This window comes from Streptomyces sp. NBC_01224 (genome assembly GCF_036002945.1).
In the GTDB taxonomy this organism is placed as follows: domain Bacteria; phylum Actinomycetota; class Actinomycetes; order Streptomycetales; family Streptomycetaceae; genus Streptomyces.
This window is the reverse complement of the sequence record NZ_CP108529.1, coordinates 3,889,641-3,905,483: the sequence shown is the minus strand read 5'-3', so window position 1 is coordinate 3,905,483 and position 15,843 is coordinate 3,889,641. Positions and strand designations below refer to the sequence as shown.

The following is a 15,843-nucleotide window of genomic DNA, read 5'->3' as shown; positions in this document are numbered from 1 at the left end:
ATGCCGCAGCTCCCCGCCCCCGCCTACCCGGACGAGGTGCGCGCCAGGCTCGAAGCGGACGCGAAGGAGGTGATCGCCCGCTACCCCGGCAGCCGCTCCGCGCTGCTTCCGCTGCTGCACCTGGTGCAGTCCGAGGAGGGCTACGTCTCCCGTACGGGCATGGCGTTCTGCGCCGACCTGCTCGGCCTCACCACCGCCGAGGTCACCGCGGTCGCCACCTTCTACACGATGTACCGGCGCAAGCCGAGCGGTGACTACCAGGTCGGTGTCTGCACCAACACGCTGTGCGCGGTGATGGGCGGCGACGCCATCTTCGACCGGCTCAAGGAGCACCTCGGCGTCGGCAACGACGGGCCCGATATGACAACTGAGGACGGCAAGGTCACCCTCGAACACATCGAGTGCAACGCGGCCTGCGACTTCGCTCCCGTGGTGATGGTCAACTGGGAGTTCTTCGACAACCAGACGCCCGAAAGTGCGACGCGGCTGGTCGACGACCTGATCGCCGGGCGCACCGTCGAACCCACCCGTGGCGCGCCCCTTTGCTCGTACAAGGAGACGTCCCGGATTCTCGCCGGCTTCCCCGACGAGCGCCCCGGCGCCGTCGAGGCGTCCGGCGGCGCGGGCCCCGCCTCGCTGATCGGCCTCCGGCTCGCCAGGGGCGAGGACCCGCACCCGAGGGTCGTCGCCCCGCGGGGCGAGTCGGGGAACGCCGATGCCCCGCAGGACCCGGAGCACTTGTCCGGCCCGACAGGCGAGGAGGGAGAGTGATGACGTTGGCAACCGAAATCAACGACAACGGCAGCGGGGGCAGCCCCGAGAAGCTGCTCTCCCCCGTCCTCTCCGCCTTCTGGGACCAGCCGGAATCCTGGACCCTGGATACCTACCGGCGTCACGAGGGGTACGAGGGTCTGCGCAAGGCCCTCGCCATGTCGCCGGACGACCTCATCGCGTACGTCAAGGACTCCGGTCTGCGCGGTCGCGGCGGCGCGGGTTTCCCCACCGGCATGAAGTGGCAGTTCATCCCGCAGGGCGACGGCAAACCGCACTATCTGGTGGTCAACGCCGACGAGTCGGAGCCCGGGACCTGCAAGGACATCCCGCTCCTCTTCGCCAACCCGCACAGCCTCATCGAGGGCATCGTGATCGCCTGCTACGCGATTCGTTCCTCGCATGCGTTCATCTATCTGCGCGGTGAAGTCGTCCCCGTGCTGCGGCGGTTGCACGAGGCCGTGCGTGAGGCGTACGAGGCGGGCTTCCTCGGGACGGACATCCTGGGCTCGGGACTCGACCTGGAACTCACCGTGCACGCGGGCGCGGGCGCGTACATCTGCGGTGAGGAGACCGCGCTGCTCGACTCGCTCGAAGGGCGACGCGGCCAGCCCCGGCTGCGACCTCCCTTCCCCGCGGTCGCCGGTCTGTACGCCTGCCCCACTGTGGTGAACAACGTCGAGTCCATCGCCTCGGTTCCCGCGATCCTGAACCGGGGCAAGGACTGGTTCAAGTCGATGGGCAGCGAGAAGTCCCCGGGCTTCACGCTGTATTCGCTCAGCGGGCATGTCGCGAGCCCCGGCCAGTACGAGGCCCCGCTCGGCATCACGCTGCGCCAGCTGCTCGACATGAGCGGCGGCATGCGCCCCGGCCACCGGCTGAAGTTCTGGACCCCGGGCGGCTCCTCGACCCCGATGTTCACCGATGAGCACCTCGATGTGCCGCTCGACTACGAGGGTGTCGGCGCCGCGGGTTCCATGCTCGGCACCAAGGCGCTCCAGTGCTTCGACGAGACGACCTGCGTCGTGCGGGCCGTCACCCGCTGGACCGAGTTCTACGCCCACGAGTCCTGCGGCAAGTGCACACCGTGCCGCGAAGGCACCTACTGGCTCGTCCAGTTGCTCCGCGACATCGAGGCCGGCAAGGGACAGATGGCCGACCTCGACAAGCTGAACGACATCGCCGACAACATCAACGGCAAGTCCTTCTGCGCCCTCGGCGACGGCGCCGCCTCGCCGATCTTCTCCTCACTGAAGTACTTCCGCGAGGAGTACGAGCAGCACATCACGGGCAGGGGCTGCCCCTTCGATCCCGCCAGGTCGACCGCCTGGGCCGACGACAAGAACGCTCACCAGGGGGTGAACGCATGACAGTCACCACGAGTGCGCCCTCCGGGGGCGGCGAGGCGGCCCTTCCGCCCGAGGACCTCGTCACGCTGACGATCGACGGCATCGAGATCAGCGTGCCCAAGGGCACCCTGGTCATCCGGGCCGCCGAACTCCTCGGCATCGAGATCCCGCGCTTCTGCGACCACCCGCTCCTCGACCCGGCCGGCGCCTGCCGCCAGTGCATCGTCGAGGTCGAGGGCCAGCGTAAGCCGATGGCGTCCTGCACCATCACCTGCACCGACGGCATGGTGGTGAGGTCGCAGCTCACCTCGCCCGTCGCCGAGAAGGCGCAGAAGGGTGTGATGGAGCTGCTGCTCATCAACCACCCGCTGGACTGCCCGGTCTGCGACAAGGGCGGTGAGTGCCCGCTGCAGAACCAGGCGATGTCGCACGGCGGCGCCGACTCCCGCTTCGACGGCAAGAAGCGCACGTTCGAGAAGCCCGTCCCGATCTCCACCCAGGTGCTGCTGGACCGTGAGCGGTGTGTGCTCTGCGCGCGCTGCACCCGGTTCTCCAACCAGGTGGCGGGCGACCCGATGATCGAGCTCCTGGAGCGAGGTGCGCTCCAGCAGGTCGGTACGGGCGAGGGTGACCCCTTCGAGTCGTACTTCTCCGGGAACACCATCCAGATCTGCCCGGTCGGGGCGCTGACCTCGGCGGCGTACCGGTTCCGCTCCCGCCCCTTCGACCTGGTGTCGTCGCCGTCGGTGTGCGAGCACTGCGCGGGCGGCTGCGCGACCCGTACCGACCACCGGCGCGGCAAGGTCATGAGGCGGCTCGCCGCCAACGATCCCGAGGTCAACGAGGAGTGGGTCTGCGACAAGGGCCGCTTCGGTTTCCGTTACGCGCAACAGCCAGGCCGGCTCACCACTCCGCTGGTACGCAACGCGGACGGCGTCCTGGAACCGGCGAGCTGGCCCGAGGCGCTGGACGCCGCGGCCGCCGGACTCGCCGCCGCACGCGGCAGGACGGGTGTCCTCACGGGCGGCCGGCTGACCGTCGAGGACGCGTACGCGTACAGCAAGTTCGCCCGGATCGCGCTGGACACGAACGACGTCGACTTCCGGGCCCGGGTGCACAGCAGCGAGGAGGCCGACTTCCTGGCCGCCCGCGTGGCCGGGCGAGGCCGGGACCTGGACGGCACGGGTGTCACGTACACCTCGCTGGAGAAGGCCCCGACGGTGCTGCTGGTCGGGTTCGAGTCGGAGGAGGAGGCGCCCGGCGTCTTCCTGCGGCTGCGCAAGGCGAACCGTAAGCACGGACAGCGCACGTTCGCCGTCGCCTCGCACGCGACGCGCGGCCTCACGAAGGCGGGCGGCACGCTGCTTCCCGCCGCCCCCGGCACCGAGACCGAGTGGCTGGACGCGATCGCGGGCGGCGTCGGACTCGACGGCGACGGAGCCGCGGCGGCCGAGGCGCTGCGCGGCGGGGGTGCCGTGATCGTGGTCGGTGAGCGGCTGGCGGCCGTGCCGGGCGGGCTCACCGCCGCGGTACGGACAGCCACCGCGACCGGGGCCACGCTGGTGTGGATTCCGCGCCGGGCCGGTGAGCGCGGTGCGGTGGAGGCGGGCGCGCTTCCGTCGCTGCTGCCCGGCGGACGTCCGGCGACCGACCCGAGGGCCAGGGACGAGGTGGCGGCCGTCTGGGGCGTCGCCGAGCTCCCGTCCGGCTTCGGCCGCGACACCGGCCAGATCGTGGAGGCCGCGGCCACCGGTGAACTGGGCGCGCTGGTCGTCGCCGGGGTCGAGACCGTGGACCTGCCGGACCCGGCACGGGCCCTGGAGGCTCTGGACCAGGTCGGCTTCCTGGTCTCGCTGGAGCTGCGGCCCAGCGAGGTGACCGAGCGGGCCGATGTGGTCTTCCCGGTTGCCGCGGTGGCCGAGAAGTCCGGCACCTTCCTCAACTGGGAGGGCAGGGCGCGGATGTTCGAGGCGGCGCTGAAGCCCGAGCAGATGACGCGGACGCTCGCGCCGACCGATGCGCGGGTGCTGCACATGCTGGCCGACGCGATGGCCCGCGTCGGAGGCGCTGATGGAGCCAGTCGCTTCGCGCTGCCGGATCTGAAGTCCGTACGCCGTGAGCTGGACCGGCTCGGCGGCTGGACCGGCACGCACGCCACCGACCCGAACGAGCCGGCGCGGCCGCTGCCCAGGCCCGGCGACGGCGAGGCGGTCCTCGCGGGCCACCGGATGCTGCTCGACCTGGGCCGGCTCCAGGAGGGCGACGACGCACTGGCCGGCACCCGGCACGCCTCAGTCGCCCGGCTCTCCGCCGTCACCGCGGCCGAGACGGGCGTGAAGGACGGCGATCTGCTGGCCGTCACCGGCCCGGCGGGCAGCGTCGAGCTCCCGTTGAAGGTCACCGACATGCCGGACCGGGTGGTCTGGGTGCCGCTGAACTCCGTCGGGCGGGGCGTCCCGGCCGACACCGGCGCCCGGCCCGGCGGTCTGGTCCGGATCGGCCCCGCCGCACCGGGTACTCCCGACGTCACACCGGAGGTGGGGGCGTGACTGCTTTCGCTCAACTGGCCGCGGCACCGCGCGGTGCCGTACTCGCCGCCGAGGATCTGTCGATGTTCGGCACCGATCCGTGGTGGCTCGTCGTCATCAAGGCGGTGTTCTGCTTCGCGTTCCTGATGGTGACCGTGCTCTTCTCCATCGTGTGGGAGCGCAAGGTCGTCGCCTGGATGCAGCTGCGCATCGGCCCCAACCGGCACGGCCCCTGGGGCATGCTCCAGTCGCTCGCCGACGGCATGAAGCTGATGCTGAAGGAAGACGTCGTCGTCAAGCGCGCCGACAAGGTCGTGTACGTGCTCGCGCCGATCGTCGCCGCCATCCCCGCGTTCATGGCGATCGCGGTGATCCCGTTCGGTCCGTCCGACGAGGTCTCGATCTTCGGGCACCGTACGGCGATGCAGCTCACCGACCTGCCGATCGCGATGCTCTACATCCTCGCGGTCGCCTCGGTCGGGATCTACGGCATCGTGCTGGCGGGCTGGTCGTCCGGATCGACGTACCCGCTCCTCGGCGGTCTGCGCTCGTGCGCGCAGATGATCAGCTACGAGATCGCGATGGGAGCCGCGTTCGCCTCGGTCTTCCTCTACTCCGGGTCGATGTCGACCTCGAAGATCGTGGAGGCGCAGCAGGACCGCTGGTTCATCATCCTGCTGCCGGTCTCCTTCATCATCTACATCGTCACGATGGTCGGTGAGACCAACCGGGCCCCGTTCGACATGCCGGAGTCCGAGGGCGACCTGGTCGGCGGCTTCAACACCGAGTACTCGTCGATCAAGTTCGCGATGTTCATGCTCGCCGAGTACGTCAACATGGTCACCGTCTCCGCGGTCTCCACGACTCTGTTCCTGGGCGGCTGGCGGGCCCCGTGGCCGATCAGCACCTTCTGGGAGGGCGCGAACCACGGCTGGTGGCCGATGCTCTGGTTCGTCATCAAGGTCCAGCTGCTGCTGTTCTTCTTCATCTGGCTGCGCGGCACGCTGCCCCGGGTCCGCTACGACCAGCTGATGAAGCTCGGCTGGAAGGTCCTGATCCCGGTCTCCGTGGTCTGGCTGATGCTGGTCGCGACAGTACGGGCGCTGCGCAACGAGGGGTACGACTTCTCGAAGATCGTGCTGTACGTGGCCGGGGCCGTGATCGCGATCCTGCTGATCTCCTTCGTCGCCGACATCTTCCGCGACAAGAAGGGCCGGGCCGCTCAGGCGGAGGCCGGCCCGGAGCCGGCGTTCGACCCGATGGCGGGCGGATTCCCGGTGCCTCCGCTGCCCGGACAGACCCTGCCGCCGGTGCCGCGCCGCAGGCCGCGGGGCGAGCGGGAGCTCGTTGTCAGTGGCGGGTCGGATACTCAGAGTGACGGAAATTCGAGTGACGGAAAGGAGGCTGACGGTGTCTGAGTCATCAGAGCCCTCGGGGGAGAAGTTCCAGAACCCTGTCGCCGGCTTCGGCGTGACCTTCAAGGCCATGTTCAAGAAGCGGCTGACCGAGCAGTATCCGGAAACGCACAAGGTGACGGCGCCGCGCTTCCACGGTCGGCATCAGCTCAACCGTCACCCGGACGGTCTGGAGAAGTGCGTCGGCTGCGAGCTGTGCGCCTGGGCCTGTCCGGCGGACGCGATCTATGTGGAGGGCGCGGACAACACCGACGAGGAGCGCTACTCCCCGGGGGAGCGCTACGGCCGCGTCTACCAGATCAACTACGCGCGCTGCATTCTCTGCGGACTGTGCATCGAGGCATGCCCGACCCGGGCGCTGACGATGACCAATGAGTTCGAGCTCGCCAACACCACCCGCGAGAGCCTCATCTACACCAAGGACGAGCTGCTCGCGGGCCTGGAGGAGGGCATGGTCGACACCCCGCACGCGATCTACCCCGGGATGGACGAGCAGGACTACTACCGGGGTCTCGTCACCGAGGCCGCGCCCGGTACGGAGCGCCAGGTCGCGGTCTCCAAGGGCGAGAAGCCGGCGGACGGCGCCGACGAGAACAGCGGCTCCGCGCGGGAGGTGGACGCATGACCGGCCTGGCCGCGGCGGCCTCCCAGACCTCGACCGGCGAGGCCGTCCAGTTCTGGGTGCTGGGCATCGTCGCCGTGCTCGGCGCGCTGTCCACCGTACTGATGAAGAAAGCCGTGCACAGCGCGCTGAGCCTCGCCGGGACAATGATCGTCCTGGCGGTGTTCTATCTGGCCAACGGCGCCTACTTCCTGGGCGTCGTCCAGATCGTCGTCTACACCGGCGCGATCATGATGCTGTTCCTCTTCGTGGTCATGCTCGTCGGCGTCACGGCGGCCGACTCCCTGAAGGAGACCCTCAAGGGCCAGCGCTGGCTGGCCGCGGGCTGCGGGATCGGCTTCGGCGTCCTGCTGATCGCGGGCATCGGAAACGCCTCGCTGAACAGCTTCAACGGGCTCGGCACCGCCAACGCCGAGCACGGCGGAAACGTCGAGGGGCTGGCCAGCCTCATCTTCACCAAGTACGTCTTCGCCTTCGAGATCACCGGCGCCCTGCTGATCACGGCGACGGTCGGTGCGATGGTGCTCACCCACCGGGAGCGCACCGAACGGGCCAAGACCCAGCGGGAGATGTCCGAGGAGCGCGTACGCGGCAAGCAGTTGCCCCCGCTGCCCGCCCCCGGTGTCTACGCCCGGCACAACGCCGTGGACATCCCGGGTCTGCTCCCGGACGGCACACCGTCCGAGCTCACCGTCATGCAGACGCTGCGCAATCGCGGGCAGATCCGCGATGTGTCGAACGAGTCGCTGGACCAGCTCAAGGCGCTGGAGCAGCGCTCCGAGGAGCGACTCGGCCGTGACAACGAAGATGAGGAGGTCGCCAAGTGAATCCGGTCAACTACCTCTATCTCGCCGCCCTGTTGTTCACGATCGGTGCGGCCGGGGTGCTGATCCGGCGGAACGCGATCGTGGTTTTCATGTGCGTGGAGCTGATGCTCAACGCCTGCAACCTCGCGTTCGTGACCTTCTCCCGGATGCACGGCAATCTCGACGGGCAGATCATCGCCTTCTTCACGATGGTCGTCGCTGCCGCCGAGGTCGTGGTCGGGCTCGCGATCATCGTGTCGGTGTTCCGTTCCCGCCACTCGGCCTCGGTCGACGACGCCAGCCTGATGAAGCTGTAAGGGGACGTTGAATCGTGGAGAACCTGATTGCGCTGCTCGTCGCGGCGCCTCTGCTCGGAGCCGCGGTCCTGCTCTGCGGCGGCCGACGGCTGGACCGCGCCGGACACTGGGTCGGCACCCTGCTCGCCGCCGTGTCGTTCGTCATCGGTGTCGTGCTCTTCCTCGACATGCTGGGGAAGGGCGCGGAGGACCGGGCGCTGCACCAGAAGCTGTTCAGCTGGATTCCGGTCGAGAGCTTCCAGGCCGATGTGGCCTTCCAGCTGGACCAGTTGTCGATGACGTTCGTGCTGCTGATCACCGGTGTGGGCACGCTGATCCACATCTACTCGATCGGCTACATGGCGCACGACGAGCGCCGGCGCCGCTTCTTCGGCTATCTGAACCTGTTCCTTGCGGCGATGCTGATCCTGGTCATCGCCGACAACTACCTGCTGCTGTACGTCGGGTGGGAGGGCGTCGGTCTGGCGTCGTACCTGCTGATCGGCTTCTGGCAGCACAAGCCCAGCGCGGCGACGGCCGCCAAGAAGGCATTCCTGGTCAACCGGGTCGGCGACATGGGCCTCTCGATCGCGATCATGCTGATGTTCACCACATTCGGCACCTTCGCCTTCGGTCCCGTCCTGGGGGCGACCGGTCAGGCGAGCGAGGGCAAGCTGACGGCGATCGGCCTGATGCTGCTGCTCGCGGCCTGCGGCAAGTCGGCCCAGGTGCCGCTGCAGTCCTGGCTCGGTGACGCGATGGAGGGCCCGACCCCGGTCTCGGCCCTCATCCACGCCGCGACCATGGTGACCGCGGGTGTCTACCTCATCGTCCGGTCCGGCGCGATCTTCAACGCGGCGCCGGACGCACAGCTGGCCGTCGTGGTCGTCGGTGCGGTCACGCTGCTCTTCGGTGCGATCGTCGGTTGTGCGAAGGACGACATCAAGAAGGCCCTCGCCGGGTCGACGATGTCGCAGATCGGCTACATGATCCTGGCCGCCGGGCTCGGCCCGATCGGCTACGTCTTCGCGATCATGCACCTGGTGACCCACGGCTTCTTCAAGGCCGGGCTATTCCTCGGCGCCGGTTCGGTCATGCACGGCATGAACGACGAGGTCGACATGAGGAAGTTCGGCGGCCTCAGGAAGTACATGCCGGTCACCTTCATCACCTTCGGCCTCGGCTATCTGGCGATCATCGGCTTCCCCGGTCTGTCCGGCTTCTTCTCCAAGGACAAGATCATCGAGGCGGCCTTCGCCAAGGGCGGCACCGAGGGCTGGATCCTCGGCTCGGTGGCCCTGCTGGGCGCCGCGATCACCGCGTTCTACATGACGCGCGTGATGCTGCTGACGTTCTTCGGTGAGAAGCGCTGGCAGCCCGACGCGGAGGGACACGAGCCGCATCCGCACGAGTCCCCGAAGTCGATGACCATCCCCATGATCATCCTGGCGTTCGGTTCGGTCTTCGCCGGATTCCTCTTCTCCTTCAACGACCGCTTCCTGAACTGGCTGGAGCCGGTCACCGGCCACAGCCACGGCCACGCCCCGGTCAGCGCCGCGACCGTCACGGCAGCCACCATGGTGGTGCTCGTCATCGGCGTCGCCATCGCCTGGGCGATGTACGGACGCAAGCCCGTTCCGGTCGTCGCCCCGCGCGGCTCGCTGCTCACCCGGGCCGCCCGCCGCGATCTCCTCCAGGACGATTTCAACCATGTGGTCCTGGTCCGCGGCGGCGAGCACCTCACCCGCTCCCTGGTGTACGTCGACCACACCCTGGTCGACGGCGTCGTCAACGGCACGGCCGCCTCGATGGGCGGGCTCTCCGGCCGACTGCGCAAACTGCAGAACGGCTACGCCCGCTCCTACGCGGTCTCGATGTTCGGCGGTACGGCGGTCGTCATCGCCGCGACCCTGCTGATGAGGGCGGTCTGATCACATGTCCTTTCCCCTCCTGACAGCGACGGCGGCGCTCCCGGCGATCGGTGCGATCGCCACCGCCGCCGTCCCGGCCGCCCGGCGCACCACCGCCAAATGGCTGGCGCTGCTCTTCTCGCTGGCCACGCTCGTACTGGCGGGCATCGCGCTCGCCCGCTTCGAGCCCGGCGGCGCCCGCTACCAGCTCACCGAATCGCATGCCTGGATCAAGGACTTCGGCGTCCGGTACGAACTGGGCGTGGACGGCATCGGGCTGGCGCTCATGGCGCTCACCGCCCTGCTGATCCCCTTCGTCATCCTGGCCGGCTGGCACGACGCCGACCCCCTGGAGAACAAGTCCTCGCGCTGGCGGCCGACTCAGGGTTTCTTCGCCCTGATCCTGATGGTCGAAGCGATGGTGATCCTCTCCTTCGAGGCCACCGACGTCTTCCTCTTCTACATCCTCTTCGAAGCCATGCTCATCCCGATGTACTTCCTCATCGGCGGCTTCGGGGACCGGGCACACACCGGCAGCGACGAGAACGCGGCTGCCCAACGCTCTTACGCCGCCGTCAAGTTCCTCCTCTACAACCTGGTCGGCGGCCTCATCATGCTGGCCGCCGTGATCGGCCTGTACGTGGTCGCGGGGACGTTCTCGCTCTCCGAGATCGCCGAGGCCCGGGCGAGCGGCTCGCTCTCCATGGCGACCAGCACGGAGCGCTGGCTCTTCCTCGGGTTCTTCTTCGCCTTCGCGGTGAAGGCCCCGCTGTGGCCGCTGCACACCTGGCTTCCCAACGCCATGGGTGAGGCGACCTCCCCGGTCGCCGTCCTGATCACCGCGGTCGTGGACAAGGTCGGCACATTCGCGATGCTCCGCTTCTGCCTCCAGCTCTTCCCGGAGGCCAGCAAGTGGGCGACGCCGGTGATCGTCGTCCTGGCGCTGATCAGCATCGTGTACGGGGCGCTGCTCGCCGTCGGCCAGCGCGACATCAAGCGGCTGATCGCCTATGCGTCGATCTCGCACTTCGGCTTCATCATCCTGGGCATCTTCGCGATGACGAGCCAGGGCCAGTCGGGCGCCACGCTCTACATGGTCAACCACGGGATCTCGACCGCCGCGCTGATGCTGGTGGCGGGCTTCCTGATCACCCGGCGCGGTTCGCGGCTCATCGCCGACTACGGCGGGGTGCAGAAGGTGGCGCCGGTCCTGGCCGGCACCTTCCTGATCGGCGGTCTGGCCACCCTGTCGCTGCCCGGACTCGCCCCGTTCGTCAGTGAGTTCCTGGTCCTCGTCGGCACGTTCAGCGCGTATCCGGCGGCGGGCATCATCGCCACGACCGGCATCGTGCTCGCCGCGCTGTACGTCCTCGTCCTCTACCAGCGGACGATGACCGGACCGGTGAAGGCCGAAGTCCAGGGCATGGCGGACCTCAAGGTCCGGGAGCTGGTGGTGGTCCTGCCACTGATCGCGCTGCTGCTCTTCCTGGGTGTCTATCCGAAGCCGCTGACGGAGATCGTCAACCCGGCGGTGCAGCACACCATGTCGGACGTCCAGAAGAAGGACCCCCAGCCTGAGGTGGAGGCCGCCAAGTGAGCGCAACAGCTGTCCACAGCCTGTGGACAATGGCGGGCGGGGTGACATCGGCCGCCCCGGCCGAGAAGTTCAAGGCACCGGTCATCGAGTACGCCCAGCTGACCCCGGTCCTCATTGTGATCGGTGTCGCCGTCGTGGGCGTACTCGTCGAGGCCTTCGTGCCGCGCCGGGCCCGCTACTACACGCAGGTATTCCTGACGGTCGTCGCCCTCGCCGCCGCGTTCGCCGCGGTCATCGGCCTGGCGGCCGGGGGATACGGCACGACGAAGGCGCACATCGCCGCGATGGGCGCCATCGCGATCGACGGGCCGACACTCTTCCTGCAGGGCACCATCCTGCTGACCTCACTGGTCGCCGTCTTCACCTTCGCCGAGCGGCGGCTCGACCCCGCCGCGCACGGCAACCGCGTCGACTCGTTCGCCGCACAGGCCGCGTCGGTCCCCGGCAGCGACAGTGAGAAGGCCGCGGTCAGGGCCGGATTCACCACCACCGAGGTCTTCCCGCTGGTCCTCTTCTCGGTGGCCGGCATGCTGGTCTTCCCGGCGGCCAACGATCTGCTGACGCTCTTCGTGGCCCTGGAGGTCTTCTCCCTCCCGCTCTACCTCCTGTGCGCCGTCGCCCGCCGCAAGCGGCTGATGTCGCAGGAGGCCGCGGTGAAGTACTTCCTGCTCGGCGCCTTCTCGTCGGCGTTCCTGCTCTTCGGGATCGCCCTGCTGTACGGGTACGCGGGCTCCGTCTCGTACGCCACCATCGCGAACGTGGTCGACGGCTCCATCACCCGGATCGACCCGGCGCTCGCCGACACCATGGGCAACGACGCGCTGCTCCTGATCGGCGGGGCGATGATCCTGACCGGCCTGCTCTTCAAGGTCGGCGCCGTCCCGTTCCACATGTGGACCCCGGACGTCTACCAGGGCGCCCCGACCCCGGTCACCGGCTTCATGGCCGCGGCCACCAAGGTCGCCGCGTTCGGTGCGCTGCTGCGGCTGCTGTACGTGGTGCTGCCGGGCCTCGCCTGGGACTGGCGCCCGGTCATGTGGGCCGTCGCGATCGTCACGATGCTGGGCGGTGCGATCGTCGCCATCACCCAGACCGACATCAAGCGGCTGCTCGCCTACTCCTCGATCGCACACGCCGGCTTCATCCTCGCCGGTGTCATCGCGACCACCCCGGACGGCATCTCGTCGGTCCTCTTCTACCTGGGCGCGTACTCCTTCGTGACGGTCGGCGCGTTCGCCGTCGTCACCCTGGTGCGCGACGCGGGCGGCGAGGCGACGCATCTGTCGAAGTGGGCCGGGCTCGGCCGGCGCTCGCCGCTGGTCGCCGCAGTCTTCGCGGTGTTCCTGCTGGCCTTCGCCGGTATCCCGCTCACCTCAGGGTTCTCCGGAAAGTTCGCCGTCTTCAAGGCCGCGGCCGACGGCGGCGCTGGCGGCCTGGTCGTCGTTGGTGTGATCTCGTCGGCGATCGCCGCGTTCTTCTACATCCGGGTCATCGTGCTGATGTTCTTCAGCGAGCCGAAGGCGGACGGCCCGACGGTCGCCGTCCCGTCCCCGCTGACGATGACGACGATCGGGGTCGGGGTCGCGGTCACGCTGGTGCTGGGCCTGGCCCCGCAGTACTTCCTGGACCTGGCGAGCCAGGCGGGAGTGTTCGTGAGGTAGCACACACGCACACAGCTGGGACAACGCCGGACGGGCCCGAGAAGTCAAGCCCGTCCGGCGTTGTCGTAGGCGGCGCCTATCGTGGCAGGGGACGGCGACAGGACAGAACGGCACGACTTCGGGGGACAGGGCAATGAGCGCGACGGGCGGGACCATGGATGTGACCGAGAGCGACGCGCTGCAGACGCTGCACCGGGTGTTCGGGTACGAGGCGTTCCGCGGCGAGCAGGAAGCGATCGTCGACCATGTGGTGGCGGGCCGGGACGCCGTCGTGCTCATGCCGACCGGTGGCGGAAAGTCGCTTTGCTACCAGATCCCGGCCCTGGTCAGAGCCGGTACAGGCATCGTCATCTCACCCCTGATCGCCCTGATGCAGGACCAGGTGGACGCGCTGCGGGCGCTCGGTGTGCGGGCCGGCTTCATCAACTCCACGCAGGATTTCGACGAGCGCCGCTCGATGGAGGCCCAGTTCGCCGCCGGCGAGCTCGACCTGCTCTATCTGGCCCCGGAGCGGCTCCGCCTGGACACCACGCTCGGCCTGCTCTCCCGTGGCGAGATCTCCGTCTTCGCGATCGACGAGGCGCACTGCGTCGCCCAGTGGGGCCACGACTTCCGCCCGGACTATCTGGCCCTCTCCGTCCTCGGCGAGCGCTGGCCCGACGTACCGCGCATCGCCCTGACGGCCACCGCGACCAACGCCACGCACCAGGAGATCACACAGCGCCTGGGCATGCCCGACGCGAAGCACTTCGTCGCCAGCTTCGACCGGCCCAACATCCAGTACCGGATCGTGCCGAAGGCCGACCCTAAGAAGCAGCTGCTCTCCTTCCTCAAGGAGGAGCACGCCGGGGACGCGGGCATCGTCTACTGCCTGTCACGCAACTCGACGGAGAAGACCGCCGAGTATCTCTGCCGCAACGGCATCGAGGCCGTCCCGTACCACGCCGGTCTGGACGCGGGCACGCGCGCCGTCCACCAGTCCCGCTTCCTGCGCGAGGAGGGCCTGGTCGTCGTCGCGACCATCGCCTTCGGCATGGGCATCGACAAGCCGGACGTGCGCTTCGTCGCCCACCTGGACCTGCCGAAATCGGTCGAGGGCTACTACCAGGAGACCGGCCGCGCCGGGCGTGACGGGCTGCCGTCCACGGCCTGGATGGCGTACGGACTCCAGGACGTGGTCCAGCAGCGCAAGCTCATCCAGGGTGGCGAGGGCGACGAGGCGTTCCGCCGCCGCGCGGCCTCCCACCTCGACTCGATGCTGGCCCTGTGCGAGACGGTCCAGTGCCGCCGCGCCCAGCTCCTGACGTACTTCGGCCAAGAGCCCACCGCGGCGACCTGCGGCAACTGCGACACCTGCCTCACCCCGCCCGAGACCTGGGACGGCACGGTGGTCGCGCAGAAGCTGCTGTCGACCGTCGTGCGGCTGAAGCGGGAGCGAGGGCAGAAGTTCGGTGCGGGCCAGATCGTCGACATCCTGCTCGGCCGCAAGACGGCGAAGGTCATCCAGTTCGACCACGACCAGCTCTCGGTCTTCGGCATCGGCGAGGAGCTGGCCGAGGCCGAATGGCGCGGAGTCGTGCGGCAGTTGCTCGCCCAGGGGCTGATCGCGGTCGAGGGCGAGTACGGCACGCTGGTGCTGACTCAGGAGAGTGGCTCGGTGCTCGGCCGGGAGCGCGAGGTGCTGCTGCGCAAGGAGGCGCCGAGGCCCGCGTCGCGCTCCACGAAGGGCGAGCGCAAGGCGAAGACCCAGGCGTCCGCCGCCGAGCTGGCGCCCGAGGCCGTCCCGGTCTTCGAAGCGCTACGGGCCTGGCGCGGCGCCCAGGCGAAGGAACAGGGCGTCCCGGCATACGTCATCTTCCACGACGCGACGCTGCGCGAGATCGCCACGGTGCGGCCGGACTCGGTGGCCGCGCTGGGCGGAATCAGCGGCCTGGGCGAGAAGAAGCTGGCGACGTACGGGGAGGGGGTGCTGGAGGTGCTCGCGTCGTTCGGGGAGGCCGCTGACGGGACCGGCGCGGAACCGGAAGCCGGCCCCGTACCGGTCCCGTCAGCGGCCCCCGTACCGGTCCTGGCTGCTGCCCCCGCGCCGGTGTCCTTCGACGACGGCTCGGAGTTCGGCTGGGACGAGGAGCCGCCGGAGTACGAGTGAGTGCCGGGCCCGGCGGCGGTCGCCGGTCTACGCCGGGGCCGCCGCCCGGCGCCGCGAGACGATCGCGGTGAGATCGAGATCGACGGGGAAGGGGACGGAGACCTTCATCCGGTCGTGGAAGACGCCGGTGGAGGTGTAGGCGCCGGTGGCCGGTTCCAGCTCGAAGACGTAGACCACCGCCCGGCCGTCCTGGTTCTCCACCCGCCAGTAGTGAGGGATCCTCGCCCGCGCGTATTTCACGGGCTTGGTCTCCCGGTCCCGGGTCAGGGATTCGTCGGACACGACCTCGACCGCCAGCAACACCGTCTCGGCGCGGAACCGTGTCTGCCGCAGACTCTCGACTGCATCCGCCCGCACGACGACCACATCGAGTTCGGGCCGGTTCTGCCAGTCGACGTCGACGGTGAATTCGCGAAAGACTTCCAGGTCGAGCGGTGCGAGCGACTGCAGCTGCCACTTGAGAAAGTCGGTCGCGCGCTCGTGGAATACGGTCTGCGGACTCACGAAAACAAGGCTCCCGTCGATCAGCTCCGTGTGCGGAGGCAGATTCGGGAGTGTGTCCAGGTCATCGGCGGTCCAGCCGCCCACGGGCGGCACCGCCCACCTCGGCTCGTTCGCCTCGGGGCCGACGCCCATCAGTGCTCCCATGCACGGAGTCTCGCGGATCTGTCCGGCATATCCGCCGAGAACCGGTTCAAAACCGCGCGAACAGGTGAACCAATCGAGTGCCAAACGGCCG

General features: G+C 69.0%; 12 protein-coding genes. 11 read left to right on the top strand and 1 reads right to left on the bottom strand.

All coding sequences use genetic code 11. The features are described 5' to 3' along the window. The 11 genes from nuoE to recQ all read left to right on the top strand — a co-directional run bounded on the left by nuoE (position 1) and on the right by recQ (position 15,104). Positions 1-771: an NADH-quinone oxidoreductase subunit NuoE gene (nuoE, locus tag OG609_RS17000; protein ID WP_327278082.1), complete on the top strand. Its 771-nt coding sequence runs from the start codon at positions 1-3 to the stop codon at positions 769-771. Further along, a complete protein-coding gene (gene nuoF / locus OG609_RS16995; RefSeq protein WP_327273589.1) occupies positions 771-2,141 on the top strand; it encodes an NADH-quinone oxidoreductase subunit NuoF in 1,371 nt (456 codons plus the stop codon). The genes nuoE and nuoF overlap by 1 nt, the downstream gene beginning before the upstream one ends. Beyond that, entirely contained in the window at positions 2,138-4,669 is a 2,532-nt protein-coding gene (locus OG609_RS16990; RefSeq protein ID WP_327273588.1) for an NADH-quinone oxidoreductase subunit G, read from the top strand. The genes nuoF and OG609_RS16990 overlap by 4 nt, the downstream gene beginning before the upstream one ends. Next, positions 4,666-6,066 (top strand): NADH-quinone oxidoreductase subunit NuoH, encoded by a 1,401-nt coding sequence (nuoH, locus tag OG609_RS16985; protein ID WP_327273587.1) that lies wholly within the window; start codon positions 4,666-4,668, stop codon positions 6,064-6,066. The genes OG609_RS16990 and nuoH overlap by 4 nt, the downstream gene beginning before the upstream one ends. Then, positions 6,059-6,688 (top strand): NADH-quinone oxidoreductase subunit NuoI, encoded by a 630-nt coding sequence (gene nuoI / locus OG609_RS16980; protein WP_327273586.1) that lies wholly within the window; start codon positions 6,059-6,061, stop codon positions 6,686-6,688. The genes nuoH and nuoI overlap by 8 nt, the downstream gene beginning before the upstream one ends. After that, a complete protein-coding gene (locus tag OG609_RS16975; RefSeq protein WP_327273585.1) occupies positions 6,685-7,512 on the top strand; it encodes an NADH-quinone oxidoreductase subunit J in 828 nt (275 codons plus the stop codon). Before nuoI ends, OG609_RS16975 begins: the two co-directional genes overlap by 4 nt. Next, a complete protein-coding gene (nuoK, locus tag OG609_RS16970) occupies positions 7,509-7,808 on the top strand; it encodes an NADH-quinone oxidoreductase subunit NuoK (protein WP_093543641.1) in 300 nt (99 codons plus the stop codon). Before OG609_RS16975 ends, nuoK begins: the two co-directional genes overlap by 4 nt. Positions 7,809-7,822: 14 nt before the next feature. Next, positions 7,823-9,718: an NADH-quinone oxidoreductase subunit L gene (nuoL, locus tag OG609_RS16965; RefSeq protein WP_327273584.1), complete on the top strand. Its 1,896-nt coding sequence runs from the start codon at positions 7,823-7,825 to the stop codon at positions 9,716-9,718. A gap of 4 nt (positions 9,719-9,722) precedes the next feature. Beyond that, entirely contained in the window at positions 9,723-11,294 is a 1,572-nt protein-coding gene (locus OG609_RS16960) for an NADH-quinone oxidoreductase subunit M (protein ID WP_327273583.1), read from the top strand. Next, positions 11,291-12,955 carry an NADH-quinone oxidoreductase subunit NuoN gene (gene nuoN, locus OG609_RS16955; RefSeq protein ID WP_327273582.1) on the top strand — a complete coding sequence of 555 codons (1,665 nt, stop codon included), beginning with the start codon at positions 11,291-11,293 and terminating at the stop codon, positions 12,953-12,955. Before OG609_RS16960 ends, nuoN begins: the two co-directional genes overlap by 4 nt. A gap of 133 nt (positions 12,956-13,088) precedes the next feature. After that, a complete protein-coding gene (recQ, locus tag OG609_RS16950) occupies positions 13,089-15,104 on the top strand; it encodes a DNA helicase RecQ (RefSeq protein WP_385649818.1) in 2,016 nt (671 codons plus the stop codon). A gap of 27 nt (positions 15,105-15,131) precedes the next feature. Here the strand turns inward: recQ and OG609_RS16945 are convergent, their stop codons facing one another. Further along, positions 15,132-15,740: a Uma2 family endonuclease gene (locus OG609_RS16945; protein ID WP_327278080.1), complete on the bottom strand. Its 609-nt coding sequence runs from the start codon at positions 15,738-15,740 to the stop codon at positions 15,132-15,134. Positions 15,741-15,843: the final 103 nt, after the last annotated feature.